19 protein-coding genes and 1 pseudogene are annotated in these 25,052 nt (G+C 72.3%); 14 read left to right on the top strand and 6 right to left on the bottom strand.

Translation table 11 applies throughout. The features are described 5' to 3' along the window. Positions 1-33 precede the first annotated feature (33 nt). From tsaE to DB32_RS20550, 5 genes are all read left to right on the top strand, one after another. Positions 34-507: a tRNA (adenosine(37)-N6)-threonylcarbamoyltransferase complex ATPase subunit type 1 TsaE gene (gene tsaE, locus DB32_RS20570; protein WP_053234356.1), complete on the top strand. Its 474-nt coding sequence runs from the start codon at positions 34-36 to the stop codon at positions 505-507. Positions 508-601: 94 nt separating this feature from the next. Next, positions 602-3,958 carry a carbamoyl-phosphate synthase large subunit gene (gene carB, locus DB32_RS20565; protein WP_053234355.1) on the top strand — a complete coding sequence of 1,119 codons (3,357 nt, stop codon included), beginning with the start codon at positions 602-604 and terminating at the stop codon, positions 3,956-3,958. After that, positions 3,955-4,881 carry an alpha/beta hydrolase gene (locus DB32_RS20560; protein WP_053234354.1) on the top strand — a complete coding sequence of 309 codons (927 nt, stop codon included), beginning with the start codon at positions 3,955-3,957 and terminating at the stop codon, positions 4,879-4,881. Before carB ends, DB32_RS20560 begins: the two co-directional genes overlap by 4 nt. 86 nt (positions 4,882-4,967) lie before the next feature. Then, entirely contained in the window at positions 4,968-5,441 is a 474-nt protein-coding gene (greA, locus tag DB32_RS20555) for a transcription elongation factor GreA (RefSeq protein ID WP_053234353.1), read from the top strand. Then, positions 5,438-5,878 (top strand): SRPBCC family protein, encoded by a 441-nt coding sequence (locus DB32_RS20550; protein ID WP_169791499.1) that lies wholly within the window; start codon positions 5,438-5,440, stop codon positions 5,876-5,878. The genes greA and DB32_RS20550 overlap by 4 nt, the downstream gene beginning before the upstream one ends. On the opposite strand, the gene DB32_RS20545 is transcribed toward DB32_RS20550, so the two are convergent. Then, the gene (locus DB32_RS20545) at positions 5,786-7,003 is read right to left on the bottom strand and encodes a hypothetical protein (RefSeq protein ID WP_053234351.1); all 1,218 of its coding nucleotides are present in this window, start codon (positions 7,001-7,003) and stop codon (positions 5,786-5,788) included. The two genes, DB32_RS20550 and DB32_RS20545, sit on opposite strands and share 93 nt — an antisense overlap. Continuing rightward, positions 7,000-7,305: a hypothetical protein gene (locus DB32_RS20540; protein WP_053234350.1), complete on the bottom strand. Its 306-nt coding sequence runs from the start codon at positions 7,303-7,305 to the stop codon at positions 7,000-7,002. The genes DB32_RS20545 and DB32_RS20540 overlap by 4 nt, the downstream gene beginning before the upstream one ends. Positions 7,306-7,430: 125 nt before the next feature. Here DB32_RS20540 and DB32_RS20535 point away from each other — a divergent pair. Both DB32_RS20535 and DB32_RS20530 read left to right on the top strand, forming a co-directional pair. Next, positions 7,431-7,997 (top strand): annotated as a pseudogene (locus tag DB32_RS20535) (GTP-binding protein); the annotation flags it as partial. A gap of 152 nt (positions 7,998-8,149) precedes the next feature. After that, on the top strand, positions 8,150-9,298 hold the full coding sequence (locus tag DB32_RS20530) for an MBL fold metallo-hydrolase (RefSeq protein ID WP_240481229.1): 1,149 nt from the start codon (positions 8,150-8,152) through the stop codon (positions 9,296-9,298). A gap of 1 nt (position 9,299) precedes the next feature. Here DB32_RS20530 and DB32_RS20525 read toward each other — a convergent pair whose 3' ends face one another. Continuing rightward, positions 9,300-12,071 (bottom strand): carboxypeptidase regulatory-like domain-containing protein, encoded by a 2,772-nt coding sequence (locus DB32_RS20525; protein ID WP_053234349.1) that lies wholly within the window; start codon positions 12,069-12,071, stop codon positions 9,300-9,302. A 522-nt stretch (positions 12,072-12,593) separates the two neighbouring features. Between DB32_RS20525 and rpmB the strand changes: the two genes are divergently transcribed. The 3 genes from rpmB to DB32_RS20515 all read left to right on the top strand — a co-directional run bounded on the left by rpmB (position 12,594) and on the right by DB32_RS20515 (position 14,516). Then, the gene (rpmB, locus tag DB32_RS44350) at positions 12,594-12,785 is read left to right on the top strand and encodes a 50S ribosomal protein L28 (RefSeq protein ID WP_075097569.1); all 192 of its coding nucleotides are present in this window, start codon (positions 12,594-12,596) and stop codon (positions 12,783-12,785) included. A gap of 73 nt (positions 12,786-12,858) precedes the next feature. Next, on the top strand, positions 12,859-13,845 hold the full coding sequence (locus DB32_RS20520) for an RluA family pseudouridine synthase (RefSeq protein ID WP_053234348.1): 987 nt from the start codon (positions 12,859-12,861) through the stop codon (positions 13,843-13,845). A gap of 32 nt (positions 13,846-13,877) precedes the next feature. Continuing rightward, a complete protein-coding gene (locus tag DB32_RS20515) occupies positions 13,878-14,516 on the top strand; it encodes a hypothetical protein (protein ID WP_053234347.1) in 639 nt (212 codons plus the stop codon). A 3-nt stretch (positions 14,517-14,519) separates the two neighbouring features. Here DB32_RS20515 and DB32_RS20510 read toward each other — a convergent pair whose 3' ends face one another. Together DB32_RS20510 and DB32_RS20505 are read right to left on the bottom strand one after the other, a co-directional pair. Beyond that, positions 14,520-15,401 carry a 5'-3' exonuclease gene (locus DB32_RS20510; RefSeq protein WP_053234346.1) on the bottom strand — a complete coding sequence of 294 codons (882 nt, stop codon included), beginning with the start codon at positions 15,399-15,401 and terminating at the stop codon, positions 14,520-14,522. A gap of 18 nt (positions 15,402-15,419) precedes the next feature. Further along, positions 15,420-16,823 carry a serine/threonine protein kinase gene (locus DB32_RS20505; RefSeq protein ID WP_053234345.1) on the bottom strand — a complete coding sequence of 468 codons (1,404 nt, stop codon included), beginning with the start codon at positions 16,821-16,823 and terminating at the stop codon, positions 15,420-15,422. Between the two features lie 77 nt (positions 16,824-16,900). On the opposite strand from DB32_RS20505, the gene DB32_RS20500 reads away from it, so the two are divergent. Next, entirely contained in the window at positions 16,901-18,307 is a 1,407-nt protein-coding gene (locus DB32_RS20500) for an FAD-binding oxidoreductase (protein WP_053234344.1), read from the top strand. A gap of 16 nt (positions 18,308-18,323) precedes the next feature. On the opposite strand, the gene DB32_RS20495 is transcribed toward DB32_RS20500, so the two are convergent. Beyond that, complete coding sequence (locus DB32_RS20495) at positions 18,324-18,725, bottom strand: PilZ domain-containing protein (protein ID WP_053234343.1); 402 nt, start codon at positions 18,723-18,725, stop codon at positions 18,324-18,326. A 246-nt stretch (positions 18,726-18,971) separates the two neighbouring features. Here DB32_RS20495 and DB32_RS20490 point away from each other — a divergent pair, with 246 nt between their 5' ends. The 3 genes from DB32_RS20490 to DB32_RS20480 are packed head-to-tail and all read left to right on the top strand — an operon-like array spanning position 18,972 to position 25,048. After that, positions 18,972-19,592, top strand: a complete 621-nt coding sequence (locus tag DB32_RS20490; RefSeq protein WP_169791498.1) for an RNA polymerase sigma factor — start codon at positions 18,972-18,974, stop codon at positions 19,590-19,592. Next, positions 19,589-21,019: a hypothetical protein gene (locus tag DB32_RS20485; protein ID WP_053234341.1), complete on the top strand. Its 1,431-nt coding sequence runs from the start codon at positions 19,589-19,591 to the stop codon at positions 21,017-21,019. The genes DB32_RS20490 and DB32_RS20485 overlap by 4 nt, the downstream gene beginning before the upstream one ends. Positions 21,020-21,058: 39 nt before the next feature. Continuing rightward, positions 21,059-25,048 carry a serine/threonine-protein kinase gene (locus DB32_RS20480; RefSeq protein ID WP_053234340.1) on the top strand — a complete coding sequence of 1,330 codons (3,990 nt, stop codon included), beginning with the start codon at positions 21,059-21,061 and terminating at the stop codon, positions 25,046-25,048. Positions 25,049-25,052: the final 4 nt, after the last annotated feature.

Here is a 25,052-nt window from a genome sequence, read left to right as displayed (position 1 = left end):
CCGTTCGTCTTCCGTCGCGCTATACGAGCACGCGTGGAGATCGAGCTGCCCACGCGCCGTGCGATGCGCCGCTTCGGCGCGCGCCTCGCGTCGCTGCTGCGCGAGGGCGACGTCGTGTTCCTCGAAGGGCCGCTCGGCGCGGGCAAGACGTTCCTCGTGCGCGCGATCGCACGTGGGCTCCGCGTGCCGGAGCGCGAGCCGATCACCTCGCCGACGTTCACGCTCGTGCACGAGATCACGAGCGGGCGCGTCGCGATCACCCACGCGGATCTCTATCGCCTCGACGATCCCGGCGAGCTCGACGCGCTCGGTCTGCCCGAGGCGATCACGCGATCGATCACGATCGTCGAGTGGGGCGCGCGCTTCGCGGAGCATCTCGCGCCCGATGGGATCGTCGTCACGATCGGGGGGCGCGACGCCGCGCGCGGGCGGCACGTGACGATCGCGTCGCGTGGCCCTCGTGGCGTCGCGATCATCGACGCGCTGCGCGCTCCGGAAGCCCAGTGATTCCGGATGCTCGCGCGCCTCGGCGCGCGCGATCGCGAGCACGTGCGCTTCGCCTTGTCAGCACCGCCTCCGGCTGGTAATCCGCGCGCCCGACATGCCGCGTCGTAACGATCTCCGGAAGATCATGCTCCTTGGCTCCGGACCGATCGTGATCGGGCAGGCCTGCGAGTTCGACTACTCCGGGACCCAGGGCGCGAAGGCGCTCAAGGAAGAGGGGTACGAGGTCGTCCTCGTCAACTCGAACCCTGCCACGATCATGACCGATCCCGAGTTCGCGGATCGGACCTACGTCGAGCCGCTCGTCCCCGAGGTCGTCGAGGCGATCGTCGCGCGCGAGAAGCCCGACGCGATCCTGCCCACGCTGGGAGGGCAGACCGCGCTGAACCTCGCGCTCGCGCTGCACAAGAACGGCGCGCTCGAGCGACACGGCGTCGAGCTGCTCGGCGCGAACGTCGATGCCATCAAGAAGGCCGAGGATCGCGAGCTCTTCAAGGCCGCGATGGAGAAGATCGGCCTCGGCGTCGCGAAGGCGCGCGTCGCGCGCACCATCGAGGAAGCGGACGCGGCGGTCGCGGAGATCGGGTTCCCCGTGATCCTTCGCCCGAGCTTCACGATGGGCGGATCGGGCGGCGGCATCGCCTACAACAAGGAAGAGTTCGACCAGGCCATTCGGTGGGCCTTCCAGCAGAGCCCGACGCACGAGTGCCTCGTCGAGGAGAGCGTGCTCGGCTGGAAGGAGTACGAGCTCGAGGTCATCCGCGACAACGCGGACAACTTCTCGGTCATCTGCACGATCGAGAACTTCGACCCGATGGGCGTGCACACCGGTGACTCGATCACCGTCGCGCCCGCGATGACGCTGACCGACAAGGAGTACCAGCGCCTGCGCGACGCAGCGCGAGCGGTCATCACCGAGATCGGCGTCGAGACCGGCGGCTCGAACATCCAGTTCGCGGTCAACCCCGACGACGGCCGCGTGATCGTGATCGAGATGAACCCGCGCGTGTCGCGCTCGAGCGCGCTCGCGTCGAAGGCGACGGGCTATCCGATCGCGCGCATCGCCGCGAAGCTCGCGGTCGGTTATCGCCTCGACGAGCTCAAGAACGCGATCACCGGGACCAGCGCCGCGTTCGAGCCGACGATCGACTACGTCGTCGTGAAGTGGCCGCGCTTCGCGTTCGAGAAGTTCCGCGGCGCCGATCCGCGCCTCACGACGCAGATGAAGTCGGTCGGCGAGGCGATGTCGATCGGGCGCACCTTCAAGGAAGCGTTCCAGAAGGCCGCGCGCTCGCTCGAGATCGGTCGTGACGGGCTCAGCTCGCTGATCGAGAAGGTCGACTATCGCGCGGTGCTCGAGGACGTGCGCCGCATGAAGCAGGCGTCGGTCGGCATCGCGTACGTGCCGCCGCCGGCGCGCGATCCCGCGACGATCCCCGCCGCGACGAGCGAGGAGCTCAAGGAGGCGTTGCTCGAGATCATCGAGACGCCGCTGGCCGATCGCGCGTGGTACCTCGCGGACGCGCTGCGCCTCGGCGCGACCGTCGAGGAGCTGCACCAGGCGACGAAGATCGACCCCTGGTTCCTCGTGCAGATGCGCGAGATCATCGAGGAAGAGAAGTCGCTCGCCGCGAACGCGGGCAAGCCGCTCGACACCGAGGAGCTCGCGCGCGCGAAGTCGCTCGGGTTCAGCGACGCGCGCATCGCGCAGCTGCGCGGCATCGATCGCAACATCGTGCGCGAGACGCGCACGCAGCACGGCGTGCGTCCCATCTACGCGCGCGTCGACACCTGCGCCGCGGAGTTCGTCGCGAAGACGCCGTACCTCTACTCGACGTGGGGGCGCGAGACCGAGTCGGCGCCGACGGACCGCAAGAAGGTGATGATCCTCGGCGGCGGCCCGAACCGGATCGGCCAGGGCATCGAGTTCGACTACTGCTGCGTGCACGCGGCGTTCGCGCTCCGCGAGCTCGGGTTCGAGACCATCATGGTCAACTGCAACCCGGAGACGGTCTCGACCGACTTCGACACGTCGGATCGCCTGTACTTCGAGCCGCTGACGCTCGAGGACGTGCTCGCGATCGTCGACGAGGAGAAGCCCTGGGGCGTGATCGTGCAGTACGGCGGACAGACGCCGCTGAAGCTCGCGCTCGCGCTCGCGAAGGCGGGCGTGCCGATCATCGGCACCAGCGCGGACGCGATCGATCGCGCCGAGGATCGCGAGCGCTTCGACGAGCTGCTCACGAAGCTCGGCCTGCGTCGCCCGCAGGGCGGCATCGCGCGCGGCATCCAGGAGGCGTTCACGATCGCCGAGCGGATCGGCTTCCCCGTCGTCGTGCGTCCGAGCTACGTGCTCGGCGGGCGCGCGATGGAGGTCGTGCACTCGCGCACCGATCTCGCGCAGTACTTCGCGGTCGCGCTCGCAGCGGTCGAGGACGCGGAGAAGCAGACGATCCTCGTCGACGAGTTCCTCAAGGACGCGATCGAGGTCGATGTCGACTGCGTCGCCGACGGCAAGCACGTCGTGATCGGCGGACTGCTGCAGCACATCGAAGAGGCGGGCGTGCACAGCGGCGACTCGTCGCAGGTGCTCCCCGCGCACGCGCTGCCGCCCGAGGTGCTCGCCGCGATCCGGTCGAGCACGCGCGCGCTCGCGCTCGAGCTCGGCGTGATCGGCCTGATGAACGTGCAGTTCGCGGTGCGCGGCAGCGCCGTCTACGTCATCGAGGTCAACCCGCGCGCGTCGCGCACGGTGCCCTTCGTGAGCAAGACGATCGCGGTGCCGCTCGCGAAGATCGGCGCGATGGTGATGGCGGGCAAGACGCTCGCGGAGCTCGGCTTCACGCGCGAGATCGTGCCCACGCACGTCGCGGTGAAGGAGTCGGTCTTCCCGTTCGCGAAGTTCCCCGGTGTCGACACGATCCTCGGCCCGGAGATGCGCTCGACCGGCGAGGTCATGGGCCTCGCGGACAGCTTCCCGATGGCGTTCCTCAAGGCGCAGCTCGCGTCGAGCGGGAACCTGCCCGATCGCGGCCGCGTCTTCGTGAGCGTGCGCGACGAGGACAAGCCCGCGGCCTGCGAGATCGCGTCGCGCCTCGTCGATCTCGGGTTCGTCGTGATCGCGACCGGCGGCACCGCCGACGCGATCGAGCGCGCGGGCGTCGCGTGCGAGCGCGTGAACAAGGTGCGCGAGGGACGCCCGCACATCGTCGATCGCCTCCGCAACGGCGACGTCGCGATGGTCGTGAACACGACCGCGGGCGCGCAGGCGATCCGCGACAGCTACACGCTGCGCCGCCAGACGCTCGTCTCGGGCGTGCCGTACTTCACGACGATCGCGGCCGCGGCCGCGGCGGTGGGGGCGATCGAAGCACGCCGCGAGGCGCCGCTCTCGGTGCGCTCGCTGCAGGAGTACCACGCCGCCACGAAGCGGCCGTCGTTCAAGGTGTCATGATCGCCGCGCGCACGCGCACCGCGTGCGCGGCGATCGTCATCGTCGCGCTGCTCGCCATCGCAGGGATGCCGCCCGGCGCGAGCTCGCAGGCGCAGTCGCGCTCGGAGGCGGTCCACCACCGCCACCTGCGCGTGAGCGCGCCATGGGGCTCCGAGCGCGTGCTCGTGATGTTCCCGAGGCTCGGCGCAGGGCGCGAGATCCCGCGCGATCATCGGTGGTCGGTGCTCGTCGCGCTGCACGGGCAGGGCGAGGCGCGGCGCGGTCCGGAGCGCGGCTACCTCGGTTGGTCGGTCGACTACCGACTGCCGGACGCGTTCGCTGCGCTGCTCCGCGGGCGTCTCCTGCCGCGCGACTACGCGGGCATGGTGCGCCTCGATCACCTCGCGGTCGTCAACGCGGAGCTCGCGCGCAATCGCTTCGAAGGGCTGATGGTCGTGTGCCCGTACACGCCCGATCTGATGCCCGAGGCGCCCGGCAGCGAGCGCATCCGCGCGTGGGGCGACTGGGTCGCGGGATCGATGCTCGAGCAAGTGCGCGAGCAGCTCCCGGGCGCGGCGCACGGTCGTGCATCGACCGGCATCGACGGCGTCTCGCTCGGCGGCATGCTCGCGCTCGAGGTCGGGCTCCGTCATCCGGAGACGTTCTCGACGGTCGGCGCGATGCAGCCCGCGGTGCGCAGCCGCGAGGACGCGATCGCCGCGATCGCATCGGCCGACGGATCGCAGCGCATCCGTCTGCTCACGAGCGATCAGGATCCGTTCCGCGCGCCCACCGAGCAGCTCTCCGAGCGCCTGCGCGCGCGCCACGTCGCGCACGATCTCACCGTCGTTCCCGGGCCTCACGACTACTCGTTCAACCGCGGTCCCGGTGGGCTCGAGATGCTGCTCTTCCACGAGCGCGCGCTGCTCGACGAGCCGCTCTGATCGAGTGTGATCGCGGCCGGATGAAACCTTGCTCGGCGCGCGGGCCCGTCGTATGTCGGAGGCTCGCGTCGCGATAGGTGAGCACCATGGAAAAGGTCCCGATGACACCCGAAGGGCACGCGGCCCTGACGGAGGAGCTCAACCACCTCAAGTCCGTGGAGCGCCCGAAGATCTCGAAGGAGATCGGCGTCGCGCGCGAGCACGGCGACCTGCGCGAGAACGCCGAGTACCACGCGGCGAAAGAGAAGCAGGGCATGATCGAGGCGCGCATCAACGAGATCGAGGACAAGCTCTCGCGCGCCGAGGTGATCGATCCTTCGTCGTTCACCGGCGACAAGGTCCGCTTCGGCGCGCACGTCACGATGGAGGACGTCGACTCCGGCAAGGTCGTCGAGTACCGCATCGTCGGCCCGGACGAAGCCGATCTCGAGAAGGGCACGATCTCGGTCACGTCGCCCGTCGCGCGCGCGCTGATCGGACGCGAGCCGGGCGACGAGGTCACGGTCAACGCGCCCGGCGGCAAGAAGACGTACGAGATCACGAAGGTGCGTTGGCGGTGAGCCAGGAGCGCATCGTGTTCACGCAGGAGATCGCCGCGTCTCCTGATCAAGTCTGGGCTGCGATCAACGATCACGAGGGCATGTCGCGCTGGATGGACGCGCGCGTGACCGTGCTCGCGCGTCGTGACGGCACGGGCGTGGGCACCGTGCGACGCATCCGCGCCCGCGGCGTGGTCACGATCGACGAAGAGGTCGTCTACGCGGACGCGCCCGCCGAGGGGCGCAACGGACGCCTCGTGTACCGCATCGTCCGCGGCGTCCCGGTGAGCTTCCACCGCGGCGAGATGATCGTGGAGAAGCTCGGCGAGCACAGCACGCGGCTCACCTGGGACATCGTGCTCGCGTCACCGATCCCCGGGCTCGCTCGTGTCGCCGGGCTCGCGCTCCGTCCCGCGATCCGCGGTGGGCTCCGGAAGCTCTCGCGACAGCTCGCCTGAAGCGGGCAGCAGCGCGCCGCTCGCGTGCGCGTCGCAGAGCGTGAGCGCGACCTCGGCAGGCACGCCGAGGAACGCCTCGTCGTAGGTGATCGGCGGTCCGTCCTTGCGCTTGATGACGAGCGCGCGATGGATCGCCCAGCCTTCGATCGGCGAGAGACGGCCGCGGGTGTCGATGCTCAGCCGCTGCAGGTTCGACCACCGCACGCGCAGCACGCCGGCGCGCGTGCGCATGAGCAGCTCCGCGGGCGTCATGACCATCGCGAGGCCCTGGCGCGGCGCGATCGAACGGCGCGTGAGCCAGACCCACACGACCGGCGTCAGCACGAGCGCCATGCCCGCGGTGAACACCACGGCTGCGCCGAGCGCATCGCGCTCCTCCGGGCTCGCCCGGAGGAAGCCCTCGACGATCGCGATGCCGAGCAGGACCGTCGCCCACGGGCCGCGGCGAATCCACCCATCGCCGTGCTGGATCACGAGCGTCCCGGGATCGCGGATGCCGCGCGCCGCGTCGTCGTAGACCTTGCTCGCGAGCGAGGCCGGCGCCGGGAACTGCGGCTCCTCGGGGAGCTCGATCACGCCGCGCCACCGCATCAGTCGCTCCGCGAGCACACCCGGCGTCGCGTCGAAGATCGGCGGCAGCTCGACGTGCGTGCGCATCGCGCTCGCGACGACGACGTAGACCGGGCTGTAGCGACGCCCCGCGCTGCGCGACTGCCACACACCGCGCTCGCTCACGCCGACGATCTCGTGCTTGTCGACCGCCGCTTCTTCGTCGGGCAACTGCGCGTAGAGGCCTTCGGGCGCGAGCACGAGCGTGCTGGACGTCGCGCGCGACCACACGCGCACGCGCTGCCACAGCTCGCGCAGGAAGAGCGCGGCGCGCACCGTCATCGCGAGCGCGACGAGGCGCATGAAGAGCGCGAGCGGATCGAGCGGCGTGCCCGCGACCATCTCGCGGAACACCGCGCCTGCCCACGCGATCACCGCGACCATCGTCGCGAGCAGACCACGCACCGACTCCGCGTCGATCAGAGCCGGGCGCTCGCCGCGGATCACCTGCCATCCCGCCGGTGCTTCGCGCGTGCCGCGCGCGACCGCGCGCGCGGTCTCGATCCACTCGCTCACGACGGAGGCTCCTCGCATGCGGGCTCGGCGCCGCACGCACGACAGCGCGCCTCGGCGCGCTCGCAGCGCGCGAGCGCGTCGCGATCTTCACTCTCGCGCGCGAGCTCGCACAGCGCGCTCGTCGCGTCGCAGATCTCGTCGCACGCGCCCGCGCGCATCACGCACTCCTCGTGCGCGTCGCGTGCCGTGGCCGCGTGCTCGATGCGCGCCTCTTCGACCTGGATGCGCGCGAACGTGTCGTCGAGATCGCGGTGCGGCGCGCCGCCACATGCGCAGAGCACGACGAAGCAGAGCGTGAGCACGCGCGAATCCAACTTCGGCGACGTGCCTCGTTTCGGTTGGTCCATTCGGTCCGGTGCGAGGCCGTTTTACAACGCGCCCGAGGTCGGGTACGGGTACAACTTCGGCCTCCGCGCCGCAATCCCCGATGCCGCTCGTCCAGCACGCTCGCCGCGAGCTCCACTTGAAGATCGTCTACTACGGCCCGGGTCTGGGCGGGAAGACGACCAACCTGGAGTACATCCACGCGAACAGCCGGCCCGATCGGCGCGGGAAGCTGATCTCGCTGGCCGCGGAGAGCGAGCGGACGCTGTTCTTCGATCTGCTCCCGGTCGAGCTCGGAGAGTTCAAGGGCTACCAGGTGCGCCTCCACCTGTGCACGGTGCCCGGTCAGATCGCTCACGATCGCACGCGGCAGCTCGTGCTGCGCCACGTCGACGGAATCGTGTTCGTCGTGGACTCGCAGCGCGCGCGCTTCGAGCAGAACATCGAGAGCATCATCAACCTCGAGCAGAACCTGCGGCGCCAGGGCGACGATCCCGATCGGCTGCCGCTCGTCGTGCAGTACAACAAGCGCGATCTGCCGGACGTCTCGAGCGTGGACGAGCTGCGCGAAGCGCTGCGCGTGCCCGCGGGCGTGGCGGAGTTCGAGGCGATCGCGGTGCGCGGCCTGGGCGTGACCGAGACGCTCAAGACGGTGCTGAAGCAGTGCCTCGCGCTCGTCGGTGATCCGACGAAGGCGCGCGAGGGGCGCTCGCCGTCGATCCTCCCGGGCCGGCGTGCATCGATGTACCCGCGCACGTCGACCGAGGAGGGGCCGGCGATCCCGCCGCCGCCGAAGGTGCCGGCGGTCGGCGACGAGGAGTGATGCCCGCGCGGGTGGTGATCGACGGGCGCGCGATCCTGCTCGCGCGCCGCGACGATCTGCCGCTCGGCGAGCGCTGGGATCTGCCGCGCGACGGGGACACGATCGGCGTCGTCGAGCAGCGCGACGAGCTGGTGATCGAGCGCGTCGAGTCCGCGAGCGAGCATCCCGTGGCGCCGCCGCTCGCGTGGCACACGCTCGACGCGCTGCGCGCGCAGTGGGGGAGGGCGGAGATCGCGCTCACGGCTGATGCGGCGAGCGTGGTCCGCGGGATCGCGCGCGATGCGATCGTGCTCGCGCCGATCGAAGGCGAGACGTCGATCGAGATCGCGCCGTCGCTGCGGATGATCGCGGTGCGCACGCCGACGCTCCCGCCCGCGCAGCACACGAACCTCTTCGTGATCGGATCGCGCGACGCGGTCCTGATCGAGCCGGCGACGCCCGATCGCAGTGAGCTCGATCGCGTCGCAGAGTGGGTCGGCGCGCTCGAGGCCACCGGGATCACGCTGCGCGCGATCGCCGCGACCCACCACCACGTCGATCACGTCTCGGGCGCGCGTGCGCTGCGCGACGCGCTCGCTGCGCCGCTGGTCGCGCATCCCGAGACCGCGCGCCGCACCCCGCGCGGGATCACGTTCGAGCCGAGCCTCGCCGACGGCTCGCGGATCGTGCTCGATGGCGGCGAGCCGATCACGCTGCGCGCGGTGCTGACGCCGGGGCACGCGCCGGGGCATCTGTGCTTCCTCGACGAGCGATCGGGCGCGCTCATCGCGGGCGACATGATCGCGGGCGTGGGCACGATCCTGGTGGAGCCCGGCGACGGCGACATGGCGCTCTATCTCGAGTCGCTGCGTCGTCTCGCAGCGCTCGACGCGCGCGCGATCGTGCCCGCGCACGGCGGCGTGATGCGACCGCCGGGGATCGTGCTCGAGCGCTACGTCGAGCACCGGCTCGCGCGCGAGCGCCGCGTGCTCGATGCGCTCACCGCGCACGCGACGCCGGCGCGCCCGGGCGATCTGCTCCCGATGGCCTACGCGGACGCACCGCGATCCGCGTGGCCGCTCGCCGCGCTCTCCACCGAGGCGCACCTGATCAAGCTCGAGCACGACGGTCGCGCGAAGCGCACCGAGCGCGGCTGGGTCGCGGTCTGACTCACCACGCTTCGCGCGCGACGCGCACCCGGAAGGGCTCGCCGTCGCGCTCGAGATCGAGCACCGCGCTCACCCCGTCGGCACCGCGCAGCAGGCGCTCCGCGTCGTCGACGTGCTCGACGAGCTCGCCGTCGATCGCGAGCAGCACGTCGCCCCGTCGCAGTCCGGCCTCGGCCGCACGCCCCGACGCGCGCGCGACGCGCACCGCGCCCTCCGCGTCGTCGACCTCGATCGCGACGCCGCGCCGGATCGCGCGCTCGCTCGCTGCGTCGTCGGGATCGAAGCGCTGGGGAAGACGCATCAGGATCGCGCCGGGATCCCGCATCGCGCGCACCTGGATCGTGTGCGTCACCTCGCCCGCCGCGGGATGCGCCGCGAGGATCACGAGCGATCCCTCGCCGAGCCCATCGAGCACGAAGCGCCCGTGCGCGTCGGTCCGCACGCTGCGCGCCGGATCACCGTCGACGCTCACGCTCGCGCCGCGCACCACCGCGCCCAGCGCGTCGACGACCTCGCCCTCGAGCCGTGCGCCGGGCATCAGTTCGATCGCATCGAGCTCGATCTCTCCGGCGCGCGTCGCGCTCACCGCGAGCTCGCCGCGCCACGCCGCGAACCCGGGCGCGCTCACCGTCGCCGCGTACGTCGCCGGCACGGCGCGCGGGATCACGAACGATCCTTCGCCGTCGCTGCGTGTATCGCGCGCGAGCGGCGGCCCGTCGGCGCGCTCGATCACGATCGACGCGCCCTCGATCGCCTCGCCGCTCATCGCGTCGACGATGCGGCCGCGCACGTTCGCGCCCGCGCGCACGACCACGCGCAGCTCGCCGTCGATCGCGTCGACGTCCACCGGATCACCCTGCGCGTAGTCGGCGTGATCCGCGCTGACACGCCACGGGCCCGGCGGTGCGTCGTCGATCGCGAAGCGTCCGCGCTCGTCACTGAACACCACGCGCGGCGCGCTCTCGCCCGGCGCCATCGACTCGAGCCGCACCTGCACGCTCGCGACCTCGCGCCCGCGCTCGTCGACGGTGCGTCCCTCGATGCGCGGCCCCGGCGCCGGCAACACGACGCGCACCCGCTCGCGCCCGCCCGCGCTCACGTCGACGCGCACCTGCACCGGCGCGCGTCCCGCCACGTTCGCGCGGATCGTCACCGCGCCCGCCACGTCGTCGAGCGCGAAGCGTCCGCTCGCGTCCGACACCGTCACGCGCGGCCAGGGCTCGGCGTCCGAGCGATGCTCGATCATCGCGTTCGCGACCTCGTCGCCGCGCTCGTCGACGACCTCACCCTCGATCCGTCCCGAGGGCTCGAGCACGATCTCGATGCGCTCGCGCTCGCGCCCCGCGCCGACCCACACGCGCTCCGAGCTCCCCGGCGCGAAGCCCGACTTCCGCGCGACGAGCTGTACGTGGCCCGGAGGCACGCCCTCGATGCGGAACGTCCCGTCCGACGCGGTCACGAAGCCCGACGCGATCGCGCCCACCCGCGGCGCGGCGGCGGGTGCCGGCGTGCCCGCGAGCTCCACCGGCGCTTCGTACGCCGCGGGCGCGAGCGGGATCGGCGGCACGTCGCTCGTCACCTCGAGCGCGCCGAGCGACGGCGGAGGCCCCGCGCCGAGCGCCTGCTCGTGCGCGCGGAAGACCTCGGCGCGGAACGCGACGCTCGCGCCGTTCATCGCGATCGGCTGGCGATCGCCCGACTCGCCGAGCACCTCGAGGCGCGCGCCCTCGACCGGCCGGCGCCGCGCATCGAGCACGATCCCGCTCAGCACGGCGCCGCGCTCCATCGTGAGACGGAGCGGCTCGCCGGGCGTCCATCGCGCGCCCACGACGGGCACGTAGCCCTCGGCGTGCACGGTGACGTGATGATCGCCGCTCGCGAGCCCCGCGACGCGGAACGCGCCCTCGCCGTTGCTGCGCAGGGCGCGCGGGGCGATCGCGAGCTCGCCCTCGGCGACGACGATCTCGGCGCCGGCGATCGGCGCGTCGGTCTCGGCGTCGATCACCTGACCGACCATCGTCGCGCCCGGCTCGAGGTGGAACGTGAGGTACGCGCGCCCGCCCGCTTCGACGACGAGCCCGCGTCGTGGCGGCGCCGCGCCGGTGCTCGCGTGGGCTTGCACCTCGTACACGCCCGGCGGGACGTCCTCGAGCACGAAGCGCCCGTCGGCGCCGGTCTCGAGCGTCCGCGCGGGCCACACGCCGCTGCCGGCGAGGACGATCTCGGCGCCCGCGACCGGCGCTCCGTCGACGCCCATCACCTGTCCCGCGACCCGCGCGACGGGCGCGATCGTCAGCACGAGCGCCTCGCTGCTGCCCGGCACGTCGCGCACGGTGCCGGTGGCGCCGAACCCCGACGCGCTCGCGCGCAGCGTCCAGCGCCCCGCGGGCAGCTCGGACAGCGCGAACGCACCATCGGCGCTGCTGCGCACCTCGCGCGTCACGTCGCCGTCGACGTCCTCGCGCACCGCCTGGACGCGCGCATCGGCGATCCCGCGCCCCCCGGGATCCACGACCCGCCCCGAGAGCGCCTGATCACCGCGCGCGGGCCGCGGCCCGACGGGCGCGCCGACCGGCGCTGGCGTGGTCGCCTCGTGCGCGCCGGCCTCCGAGCGCTGCGGCCGCTCGACGGGATCGCCCGGGACGAGCGCGATGGTGGCGGCGAGGAGACCACACGCCGCCAGCGCCGCCCTGCTTCCCGACGCGCGAGGGGCGGGACGGCTCGGGGCGTCACGCTCGGGCGGCGTCGTGCTGTCGTCGGGAGAAGAGCTCATCGAAGGCGAGAGAGGAAGCCTGCCACGCCACTCCGTCGGGCCCAAACGGACGGCGCTCTCGGCGAGATTCCCGGGGGGCCGCAATCACGCGCCAGGCCCCTCCGTCGGTCCACGATCGGAGCGCGCGATCGCCGAGCTCGATCGCCGATCCCAGAATCGATCCGGGCGTGCGTGAGCCTCGGAGACCGGTTTCAGAATCGCTTTCTGGGGTCGCGGACACCCAACGATCGATTTCGAAGTCGATCTCCAGCGTCGCGGACAACGAACGATCGATTTCGGAATCGACCACCGGGGTCACGGGCACCCAAAGATCGATTCTAGAATCGACCTCTGGGGTCACGGACACCCAAGGATCGATCCTGGAATCGTCCCTGGGGTCACGGACACCCGACTCCGCTCCGGGAGCGCACCGAGACGCGAACCGCGAGCGGCTCGCATCGCCCGCGCCCCCGCCGGGGCGCGCCCTTGCGGGCCGTCGCTCCCTCTGCTACCCCTCCGCCCCTCTCGGAGTCGAAGGAAATCATGGCCTACCGCTGTGCCGTCTGCGAAAAGGGCGCCCAGGCAGCCCACAACGTCAGCCACTCGAACCGCAAGTCGCGGAAGTGGCAGCAGCCCAACCTGCAGTCCGTGCACGTCATGATCGACGGCACCCCGAAGCACGTCCGCGTCTGCACGCGCTGCATCCGCTCCGGGAAGATCATCAAGGCCGCGTGACCTCGTTTCCTTCGTGATCGGGGATCGTGAGGGTTCTCGGGTGATGCGTACCCGACCCTCGAGAGGCAGCCCGGTGACCAAGGTGCCGCGTTCCCACGCGGCCGTGCCTCCGGGCTGCGATCCCGACTCCGTGGTGCTCGCGTTCCGCGTGCCCAACGAGCTCGACGGGCAGCGGCTCGATCGCTTCGTGCACTGGCGCATCCCGCGCCTGACGCGCGAGAGAGCGAACGAGATCGTCGTCCACTGCGCGTACCGGGACGACGGCTCGCGCCGCGTCCCGAGCGAGCGCGTGCGCGCCGGCGAGATCGTGCTGCTCGTGCGCGAGCGCTTCGTCGAGCCCGAGACGCCGCAGGAGTTCGGCGTGCTGTACCAGGACGACGCGATCACCGTCGTCGACAAGCCCGCCGGGCTGCCGGTGCATCCGTCGGCGACCTACCACAAGAACACGCTCACCAGCATGCTGCGCGCGCGCTGGGGCGTGGGCGGACCGCACATCTGCCATCGCCTCGATCGCGAGACGAGCGGCGTCGTCGTGTGCGCGATCCCGGGGCCCGACGAGGTCGCGGTGAAGCGCCAGTTCGAGACGCGCGTCGTCGACAAGGAGTACCTCGCGATCGTGCGCGGCCGCGTCGACGCCGACGAGATGCGCATCGATCGCCCGCTGCGCCGCGCCAGCGAGGGCCTGCACCTGCGCATGGAGCCGCACGACGAGGGGCTGCCTGCGCTCACCGAGCTGCGCGTCGTCGAGCGCCGCGGCGATCGCACCCTCGTGCACCTCAAGCCGCACACCGGACGCCAGCACCAGCTCCGGGTGCACCTCGCCGCGATCGGACACCCGATCGTGGGCGACAAGCTCTACGGCCCCGGCACCAGCAGCGAATTCGTCGAGTGGGTCGAGACCGGCATGACCGACTCGCTGCGCGATCGGCTCGGCCACGAGCGCCACGCGCTGCACGCGTATCGCTGCACGATCGAGCATCCGCGCACCGGCGCGCGGATGACGTTCACGGCGCCGCTCGCGTCCGATCTCGAGGCTCTGTGGTCCTCCGTCGAACCTTGACCGCGTCGCGCGCACCGCATACCTCGACCACCATGCGCCAGACCGCACGCGCCCTCCTCGCCGCCACGCTCACCGTCTCCTCGTTCGCGACCGGCTGCGGCGGGCCGAGCACGCCCGTGATCCAGGTGACCGGGCCGTTCACCGACGAGCACGCGGTCGCGTTCGACAACGCCGTCGACTACATCGACGACCCGTCGATCCTCGAGGGCTCGTGGCTGCGCTCGTGGGAGGAGGACATCGATCGCCGCGTGTCGCTCGCCGACGCGGTCGCGCTGGTGACGGTGACGACGCTCCGCACCGACGTCGATCTCGATCGGCACGAGACGCTGCGCCTGGTCGCGCACGTCGATCGCGAGCGCCACGGCGATCTGCCCGACGAGGTCACGCTGACGGTGCGCCAGGCGGACGCGGGCTTCGCGACCGTGCAGGGCAACGACGCGCGCATCCTGAACCAGCGCTTCGTCGCGTTCGTGAAGTGGGCCGACGAAGAGGGACGCGTGATCGCGCGCTGGCACCTCTCGCCCGCGGCGGAGCGCGTGATGCGTCGTGTGAACACGCTCATCGAGCGGCGCCACGTCGATCCCGACGATCGCCGCCGCGTGATCATCCACGAGCACGAGGCGGAGAGCAGCGGCGCCGACGAAGGCGAAGCCGAAGACGACGAGTTCTGACGCTCAGCGGAAGCGCGGGACGCGCGAGACGAAGTCCGCGTCCCCGAGCTCCGCGCAGAGATCGACGAGCGCCGCGCGATCGGCGCCCCGCCACTCGAGATCCTCGAGCGACTCCGCGAGCGGCGCGTCGGTGCGGAGGGTCGCGAGCGTCCGGTAGAGCATCGCGTCGGCGCGTCGCTCGCGCAGGCTCGTCGCGAGCGCGTCCGCGCCGCGCACCGACAGGCCCCACGTCTTCGCGTCGTCGGGGATGTCCTCGAGGCGGCGGAACTTCGCGAGCACCGCCGACGCGCTCTTCTCGCCCCAGCGCGGCACGCCCGGGATGCCGTCCGCGGTGTCGCCCACGAGCGCGAGCCAGTCGGGGATCGACGCGGGCTCGACGCCGAACTTCGCGCGCACGCCGTCGACGTCCATCGTCGTCTTGCGACGTCGGTCGAGGCACACGACCTTCGCGCCGACGCACTGCGCGAGATCCTTGTCGGGTGAGCACAGCACCACGCGCTCGACGTCCGCGCGCGACGCCCATCGCGCGGCGCCCGTCGCGAGCGCGTCGTCGGCCTCGAACTCGATCATCGACCAGGTGACGATCCCGAGCGCGCGCGCCGCGCGCTCGGCGAGCGGGAACTGCGCCCAGAGCGCGGGATCGATCCCGTCGCCGGTCTTGTAGCCGGCGAAGAGCTGATTGCGGAACGACTCGATCACGGTGTCGAACGCGATCGCGACGTGCGTCGCGCCTCCGTCGGCGCGCCCCGGCTCGAGCAGCGCGAGCAGCGTGCGCAGCATCCCGCGCGTCGCGCCGACCTCGCGGCCATGCGCGTCCTTCGAAGAAGGTGCGCCGAAGAACGAGCGGAAGAGCTCGTAGGTCCCGTCGACGAGGTGGATCTGCATCGGAGAGCGCAGCGTGGATCAGCGCGTCGGACCACGCCGCGGATCTGCGACGACGGTCTTCTCGTTGTGGATCGGGTCGTTGGGATCCGCGGACGGCGCGCCACGATTCGCGGTGCCGGGGCGCGCGGCGCGCGGCGGAGGCGGCACGCGCGGCGGAGGCGGAGGCGGACGCTGCGAGCCGCCGGGAGGCTTGGGCGGCGGCGGCGGCGCGGTGACGGGTCGAGCGCCCTTCGTCGTCGACGGGCGCGGGCGCATCGCGGCCGCGAGCTGCTGCGCGCGCGCGTCGAGGATCTCGGTCTTCGCGTGGTGGACCGCGTCGTCGCCGTCGCCCGCGCCTTCCTTCGCCGAGGTCGAGCGCGTCGGGCTCGGGCTGAAGCGGCTGAACGGCGCGTCGGGCCCGAGCGCGCTCGCGATGAGGTTCTTGCCGAGGTCCGCGGGCGCGACCGCGCTCACGTCGACGACGTAGTCCTCCATCGCGCGCAGCTCGCGCTCGATCTCGTCGCGCCACACGCGCTTCATGAACTGCGCGAGCTTGTTGCGGCGATAGCTCGGGTTGTAGCGGCGCAGGAACGTCAGCAGCGCGTTGCGGAACTCGAGCGCGCTCTGGAAGCGCGCCGAGCGCGAGCGCGCCATCGCCTTCTCGATAATCTTCGCGAGCTGCTCGGGGATCGCCGGGCTCACCTCGCGCGCGGGCGTCGGGTTCGCCTCGCGCACCGCGAAGATCAGATCGATCTCGTTCGGCGCGCTGAACGGCGCCTGGTGCGTCGAGAGCTCGTAGAGCACCGAGCCCGCGCTGAACACGTCGCTGCGCCAGTCGAGCTTCCGGCCGAAGGCCTGCTCGGGCGACATGTACTTGACCTTGCCCTTGATGATCCCGGTCTTGGTCTGGATGCGGTTGTGCGTCGCCTTCGCGATCCCGAAGTCGCACAGCTTCACGGTGCCGTCGTAGCCGAGCAGCACGTTCGACGGCGAGAAGTCGCGGTGCACGATGCGCAGCGGCTCGTTCTTCGGATCGCGCGCGACGTGCGCGTGGTGCAGCCCCTCGAGGCTGCGCGCGACCACGTAGACCACGTCGTCGAGCGCGAGGGCGAGCCCTTGCTCCTTCGCCTTCTCGACCGTCGAGCGGAGGTCTTTCCCGTCGACGTACTCCATCGAGATGATGAGCGCGTCGTCGAGCTCGACGAGCTCGTACACCTCGGCGATGTTCGGGTGCTTGAGGTAGCTGACGAGCTTGAACTCGTCGGTGAGCATGTCGACGAACGACTTGTCCTCGCGGAAGTGCGGGAGCAGCCGCTTGATCGCGACGTTGAGCTGGTGTCCGTCGACGTCGTCGAACGTGAATGCCCGGAAGAGCTCGGCCATCCCACCGAACGCGATCCGGTAGGTCAGGTGGTAGCGACCGAGACGGCGCGTCCTGCGCATCGGTCCGTGGAGAGTGCCAGAATCGGCCCCCGATCCGCGAGTGGGTCGTGCGCGCGCGTGCTAGATGACGCGCCGGCATGACCCGCACGCTCACCGGCTCCGAGCGAGATCGATTCGTCGCCGCGCTGCGTCAGGAGATCGGGGACAGCGCGGTCTCGACCGAGCCCGACGATCTCGCGACCTACGGGCGCGACTGGACGAAGGTGTTCGACCCCGCGCCGATGGCGATCGCGTTCCCGCGGCGCACCGAGGACGTCGTCGAGATCGTGCGGCGATGTGCCGACGACGGCATCGCGATCGTGCCGAGCGGCGGGCGCACGGGCTTGGCGGGCGGCGCGGTCGCGGCGCGTGGTGAGCTCGTCGTCTCGACCGAGCGCATGCGTGATCTCGGAGCGGTCGACACGCGCGCGCTCACGCTGCGCGCGCAGGCGGGCGCGGTGACGGCCGCGGTGCACGCGCACTGCGAGCCGCACGGCGTGACGTGGCCCGTCGACTTCGCGAGCAAGGGCAGCTCGCAGATCGGCGGCAACATCGCGACGAACGCCGGCGGCGTGAAGGTGATCCGCTACGGCCTGACGCGTCAGTGGGTGCTCGGCCTCGAGGTGGTCACCGCGAACGGCGACGTGCTCGAGCTCGGCGGCGCGCTCGAGAAGAACAACACCGGGTTCGATCTGCGCCAGCTCTTCATCGGCAGCGAGGGGACGCTCGGGATCATCACCGGCGCGACGCTGAAGCTGACGCGCGTGCCGGGGCACCTCGACGTGCTCTTGTTCGCGGTGCCGGACCTCGCGGGCGTGCTGCGTCTGTTCGATGCGGCGCGCGTCGGGCCCTTCGTGATCAGCGCGTTCGAGTTCTTCACCGATCGCTGCTTCGCGCGCCTCGCGCGGCACCGCGCGCTCTCGATGCCGCTCGAGACTCCGTCGTCGCACTACGTGCTGCTCGAGGTCGAGGCGCACGATCGCGGCGCGCTCGAGCGCTGGCTCGAGTCGCTCTTCGAGCGCGATCTGATCCTCGACGGAACGCTCGCGCAGAGCGCGGGGCAGGGCAGGGCGCTCTGGGAGCTGCGCGAGGGGATCAGCGAGAGCCTCTCGGCGACGGGCATGCCGCACAAGAACGACATCGCGCTGCCGATCGCGACGCTCGACGCGTTCGTGAGCGAGCTCGACGCGGTGTTCACGAAGGAGTGGCCGCGCTTCGAGATCTGCCTGTTCGGGCACATCGGCGACGGCAACCTGCACGTGAACGTGATGAAGCCCGACGACATGCCGAAGGCGGAGTTCCTCGCGCATGCGCACGAGAGCGACGCGGCGATGTTCGAGCTGGTGCGCAAGCACCACGGGAGCATCAGCGCCGAGCACGGCGTCGGGCTGCTCAAGAAGGACTTCCTCGGCTACTCGCGCAGCCCCGCGGAGCTCGAGATGCTGCGCGCGATCAAGCGCACGCTCGATCCCGAGGGTCTGCTGAACCCGGGCAAGATCCTCTGATCGTCGCGCGGGCGCGTCAGGCGTCGTCGTCGCCGCGGCGACGGCGGCCGACGAGCTTGTCGTAGATCACCGGGCCGAGGCTCTCGGTCATCAGGCGCTCGACGTGGTTCGCGATGCGCTCGCGCTCCGCTTCGCTCTCCCAGAGGAAGCCGATGCCCATGCCCGCTTCCTGATCCGACGTCGCCTGCGCGGGCTCGACGATCCACTGGACGCGACCGCGCAGCGCGAGCGGCTCGCCGAGCCCAGGCACGTTCAGCTTGAACACGAAGTCCGTGCCGATCGCGAGCGGCTTGTCGGTGCGGATGAAGGTCCCACCACGGCTGATGTTCTTCGTGTAATCCGCGAAGAACGCGTTCAGTCGCTTGTATTCGACGCTCAGCTCGATCGCCATGCGGGGGGACTGCCGCCGTTCGGCCACGGGCCCGATGATGCATCGAGTTGCAGGCCGTGCGCCATGTTTCGCACATCGTCCGGCCCAAGGTCGACCGCGGGGGGCGTGGTCGGAGCGTGCAGAACGATGGGTGCTCGGTTGTCCCTGCCGCGTGGCTGGCCTACGATGCGTCGCGTTGCCGGAAGGCACGGCGCGGAGGGGTCGCCGTCCCGACCGCGACCGCGTCTCCGACGCGGCGTCGGCAGCGACACCCGCCCGATGGTCGAGCGCCCGATGGTCGAGCCCAACGAGTCCGAGCTGATCGAGCGCGCGAAGCGTGGCGAGAAGGCGGCGTTCGGGCGTCTGCTGCGGATGCACCAGCGGCGCGTGTACGCGTGCGCGATCCACATGCTCGGCGATCGCGGCGAGGCGGAGGACGCGGTGCAGGAGACCTTCCTGCGCGCGTGGCGTGCGATCGATCGGTTCGACGGTCGCGCCGAGCTCTCGACGTGGCTCTACCGCATCTGCATCAACGTCTCGCTCAACACGCTGCGGCGCCGGAAGCGCGTGGACGCCGCGGACATCTCGGATCCGCGAGTGCCCGAGCCGGCGGCGGATCCGACGCAGGGACAGAACGATCCGCGTCATTCGGCGCAGGCGGCGCAGCTCTACGGTCGCCTCGCGAAGGCGCTCGACGACCTCTCGCCCTCGCTGCGCGCGACGGTGGTGCTCGTGCTGCTCGAGGGCGTGCCGCAGAAGGAAGCGAGCGAAGTGCTCGGGTGCTCGGAAGGGACGATCGCGTGGCGCGTGCACGAGGCGCGTCGGCGCTTGCGGCTCGTGCTCGGTGATCATCTCGAGGAGAGCAGCGACGAAGGCGCTGCGGTGAGCGCGGCAGCGACGGGGAGGCGCGCATGAGAGACGATCTCCAGCGGCGCATCTCCGCGGCGCTCGACGCGCCCGGTGGGATCGACGGTGATCCCGGCCTGCGCGAGCTGCTCGACGGTGATCCGCAGGCCGCGGCGTACGCGCACGACGTCGCGCGCCTCGGTCGGCTGATGCGCGAGTGGCCGCTGCCCGAGCCCGACGACGCCGCGTTCGAAGCGCTCGCGTCGCGCATCGAGCAGCGCCTCGACGAGACGCTCCCGCGCGGCGTGGACGTGACCGGCGCGCCGCAGTTCGACGACGACGACGATCTGCGCGACGCGACGGCGGGCTTGCTCGGGCCGGTGATCACGAGCGGCGAGTTCCAGGTCGAAGAGCTCGAGAGCATCCCGCCGGTGGCGCCGGTGGTCGTCGCGAAGGCGACCGGAGCGCCGCCGCCTCCGCCGAGCGCGCGTCCGGTGGCGCCGCCGGTGGCGCGCGAGATCCCGAAGCTCGCGCCCGCGTCGGATCAGGCGAGCGATCGTCTGTCGTTCCCGTCGATTCCTCCCGCGCCCGGCGCGTCGTCGCTGCAGCAGGCGCCGGTGGTCCCGCTGCGCAAGCGCGGTCGATATCAGTGGCTCGCGGGGCTCGCGGCAGCGGCCGCGGTCGGCCTCGGTGTCTTCACCAGCACGCAGATCTACCAGGACGCACCGGGCGCGGAGCGCGCGGCCGTGCCCGCGCAGACGGTCGCGCCCGCCGCGACGCCGACGGTCGCGCCCGAGGAGGCCGCGTATGCGGCGCTCGCGGAGGAGGCGGCGCCCGCGCCGATCACGCCGATGCCGGCCGCGCCGATGCAGCGGCGCGCCGAGCCGATCGGCGCGCCGCAGGCAGCGCCTCCGCCCCCGCCGCGTCCCGGCGCCGCCGCAGCCGCGGCCGAGGGCTACGCGCTCGACGGGCCGCACGGGATGTTGGGCGGCGCGCTCGCGTCGGGCGGCGCCCCTGCCGACGAAGCGCCCGTGCGCGCGCGCGCTCGCCGGGCGCTCGCCAGCGACGACGCGTACGCGCGTGGCGGCGCGGGAGGTGCGGGCGCGCCGGCATCCGTCAGCGAGGCGCCGGCGACCACCGCGACCGCGCGCGCCGATCAGGGGGCAGCTGCGCGCAGCGCCCCGCGCGCGCAGGTCGCCGCTGCGCCCGCCGAAGCGGAGCTCGACGCGGATCTGCCCGCGACGCCCGATCGCGGCGCGGTGCTCGCCGCGATCCAGGCGGTCGAGCCCGCCGTGCGCGCGTGCGCGGAGGCCGAGCACGGTGTCGCGTCGGTGCGCATCGTGGTCGCCGGCACCGGCCGCGTGACCACGGCGACCGTCGGCGGGCAGTTCGCGGGCACGCCGGTCGGGAGCTGCGTCGCGCGCGCCGTGCGCACTGCACGATTCCCGCGCTTCGCGAGCGAGCGCTTCGAGGTCACGTACCCCTTCCAGCTCTGATCGCTGTCGCGCGTTCGGATCAGGTACCTTTCCTCCTCCGTGGGCGAGCCCGTCCTCTTCGGCAGCTACGAGCTGCTCGATCGCATCGCCGAGGGCGGCATGGCCGAGGTGTGGCGCGCGCGCTCGCGCGGTGTCGCCGGCTTCGAGAAGACCGTCGTCATCAAGCGCGTGCTCCCCTCGCTGATGGCGAAGCCAGGCTTCGCGGATCTGCTGATCCGCGAGGCGAAGATCGCCGCGCGGCTCTCGCATCCGCGCATCGTCCAGATCTTCGATCTCGGCGAGGAGAACGGCTCGTACTTCATCGCGATGGAGTACGTGAGCGGGCGCGATCTCGGACAAGCGATGTCGCACCGCGGCGGCCCGCAGGGCGAAGGGCTCTCGCTGCCTCTGCGCGTGTGGATCGTCGCGGAGGTCGCGGGCGCGCTCGACCACGCGCATCGACGTCGCGGCGACGAAGGACGCCCGCTCGCGATCGTGCATCGCGACGTCTCGCCGCAGAACATCCTGCTCGGCTACGAGGGCGAGGTGAAGGTCGCGGACTTCGGCATCGCGCGCGCCGACGAGGCAGGTCTCGGGCGCGGCGAGGACCCGAAGATCCTGCGCGGCAAGTACGCGTACATGTCGCCCGAGCAGGCGCGCGGCGAGCCGCTGGATCGCCGCAGCGACGTGTTCTCGCTCGGCATCGTCCTCTACGAGCTGCTCGTCGGGAAGCGGATGTTCCGCGGGCGCAGCTCGCAGGAGACGCTCGCGATGGTGCGCGCGGCGCAGGTGCCCGAGCTCGACGCCGCGAAGCTGGGCGTCGACGACGCGCTCGCGCGCGTGCTCGCGCGCTGTCTCGCGCCGCAGCGCGACGATCGCTACGCATACGCGAGCGAGCTCTACGCGGATCTCACGCAGTGGCTCTTCCGGCGCGGCGAGCCGGTCGGGCAGCCGATGCTCGCGGCCGCGATGGAGCGGATGTTCCCGCCGGAAGACGCGATGTCGCCGAACAAGCTGCGCGTCGACGTGCTGATGCGCGCGTACCAGGACGCGACGTCGATCAGCCTCGCGGGCGCGTCGCTCGCTGCGCCGGTCGCGGAGGCGAGCACCGACGAAGCGGGCGGGCAGCGCACCGCCGCGATGCCGAGCTCGCGGCGCGTGAAGGTCGAGCGGCGGCGTGTCGCGCTGCTCGCGGTGGAAGAGCGCGACGGAGAGATCGATGCGTTCGCGGCGGCGTGTGACGCGGCCGGCGGGAGCGTGCTCGGGACGCAGCACGGGATGCGGCTCGCGCTGTTCGGGCTCGCGGCCGGGGTGGAGCGCGGCGAGGTGCACGCGGTGCGCGCGGCGCTCGAGCTTCGTCGCGCGCTGCGCGCCGAGGGCGGCGTCGAGCCGGTCCCCGGGATGACCGTGATCGACGGCGAGGCGCGCGTCGTCGAGGGCGTCACGACGGATCCCGAGCCCGAGCTGATCGAGCGTGCGCGCGCGCTGCTCGACGGGGCGATCGGCGGTGAGATCCGCGTCGAGCCCGAGCTCGTCGAGGAGCTCTCGCATCACTTCCGCATGGACGAGCGCCCGATCGTGCCGGGCGCCGGGCGCATTCCGATCGTCGAGGGCTATCGCGCGCGCGCCGAGCGCAACGCGAGCGCGCTACGACGTCGTGCGCCGCTCGTCGGTCGTCGCGACGAGCTGCGCCGGTTGTCCGAGGCGATCGTGGAGGTCGCCGCGGGCGCGCACCGCGTCGTGCATCTCGTCGGGGAGCCCGGCGCGGGCAAGTCGCGGCTGCTCGCGGAGATGCGCGCCCTCGTGACGCCGCGCGACGTGCACGTGGTGACCGGTCGCGCCGACGAGGCGGGCGCGGATCGCCCGTTCGCCGCGCTCGCGGAGCTCGTCGGCGATCTGTGCGGCGTCGAGCCCGACGACACGCCGAGCGAGCGCTTCGCGAAGGTCGAGCGCATCCGCGTGCTCGGCCTCTCGCCGCGCGAGGCGCGGCTCTGCGGCGAGCTGCTGGGCCTCGCGTATCCGGTCGCGCCGATCGAGCGCCCGGGACGTCCTCGCAGCCTCGAGATCGTGGTCGCGATCCGCAAGGCGATCGACGCGCTCGCACACGAGCGGACGGTGCTCGTCGTGCTCGAGGATCTGCAGTGGCTCGACGACTCCACGCGACAGGTGTTGCCGCTGCTGATGCGCGGACTGAGCCGCGCGCGCGTGATGGTGGTGCTCACGCGACGGCCGGGCGCGCTGGTGCCGCACCTGCCGGGGATGATCGTGCGGCTCGCGCCGCTGCCACCCGACGCGGCAGGGCGGCTCTTCGCGGCATCGCTCGGCGCGCGCGCGATCGAGCCCGAGCTGCTCGACGCGATCACGCGCGAGACCGGCGGCAACCCGGAGTGGATCGAGCTCCTCGCGTCCGACGCGCGCGATGCGGCGTCGGTCGCGGTCGACGCGGGCATCGTGAGCGCCGTCGCGCCGCTGCCGACGACGGTGTCGAACGCCGCGCGCAACCGGATCGGCGCGCGGCTCGGTCAGCTCCGGCCGATCGATCGCGCGATGCTCACGACCGCGGCGATGATCGAGCCGCCGATCCCCGTCGATCTGCTGTGCGCGGTCGAAGGGCTGGTCGGCCACACGGGCGTGCCCGCGCTGCGTCGCCTGCTCGCGCGACGGCTGCTCGTGGCGAGCGAGCACGGCGCGAGCGAGCACGAGCCGACCGGCCGATGGGGCGGCGACGACGGCGCAGGCGCGCGGCCCGAGCGCGTGTCGTTCCCCGGCGCGATGATCGCGCGAGCCGTGCGCGACGCGCTCGACGCGCAGGAGCAGCGACGCCTGCATGCGCGTGTGGTCGCGACCCTCGAGCGCATCGGCGCGGCGTCGACGCCCGAGGGGATGCGCCGTCTCGCGTTCCACGCCGCGCGCTCGTTCGATCGCCGTCGCGCGCCCGAGTACCTCGAGGAGGTCGCGGCGCACGCGGAGTCGCGCGGTGCGCCCGGCGAGGCTGCCGACGCGCTCGCCGAAGCCGCGCGCGTCCTGCGCGAAGAGGGCGACGATCGCGAGGGCGATCGCGCCGTCGAGCTCACGCTGCGCGCGTCGAGGCTCGCGATCCAGGGCGGCCAGGTCGAGCGCGCGCGCGCGCTGCTCGACGAGCTCGCGAGCTCGCACGGCGCGCACGGCCGACCTGCGACGCGCATCGCGATCGCGCTGGCGCGCGCCGAGGCGGCGATGCGCGTGGACCACGCAGCCGATGCGCTCGCGGCGCTCGAGGAGATCGATCCCGCGCTCGTGCAGGCGCCCGTCGCGTCGCGCGCGTCGGTGCGGCTCGCCGCTGGGCGCGCGCTGATCGAGCTCGGGCGCACGGACGACGCGATCGCCACGCTGGTCGAGGCGGTCGCCGCGTTCCGCGAAGCGAACGACGGAGCGGGCCGCGGCCATGCGCTCGCCGTGCTCGCGCTCGCCGAGGCGCGCGCCGATCGTGCACGCGCGGCCGACGACACCGCCGAGGAAGCGCTCGCGGTCGCAGCGCGTCTCGGGCACGCCGATCTCCGCTACGCCGCGCTCGCCGCGATGGGCGCGGCCGAAGAGGCCGCCGGCGATCTGCGCGGCGCCGCGGCGCGCACGCGCGAGGCGCTCGAGGTCGCGACGCATGCCGCGCTCGAGGCGGAGCTTCCGGTCGCATCGCTGCGCGCCGCGCTCGCGTCGCTCCGCGCAGGCGAGGGCGTCGAGGCGGCGCAGCGCGCCGAGCAGGCGATCCGCCTCGCCCGGAAGCGCAGGCTCGAGCGCATCGTGCTCCTCGGGAGCGCAGTGCAGGCCACCATCGCGGTGCAGGAGCATCCCGACGCGTCGTTCGTGCCCGCGATCGTGCGCGCGATCGATCGCCTCGAAGCGCTCGGCCGTACCGGCGATGCCGCGCTCGCCGTCGAGCTGCTCGCGCTCGCGCATCGCGCGCTCGGCGACGAAGGCGCGGCGAGCCGTGCGCGCACGCGCGGCGCGGATCTGGCGCGTCGTGCGGGATGGCTCTCGCTCGCGCACACGCTCGAGCGCGCGTCGTCGTCGTGAGCGC

The organism is Sandaracinus amylolyticus (assembly GCF_000737325.1).
GTDB classification, from domain to species: Bacteria; Myxococcota_A; Polyangia; order Polyangiales; family Sandaracinaceae; genus Sandaracinus; species Sandaracinus amylolyticus.
This window is presented reverse-complemented; position numbering and strand designations above follow the sequence as displayed.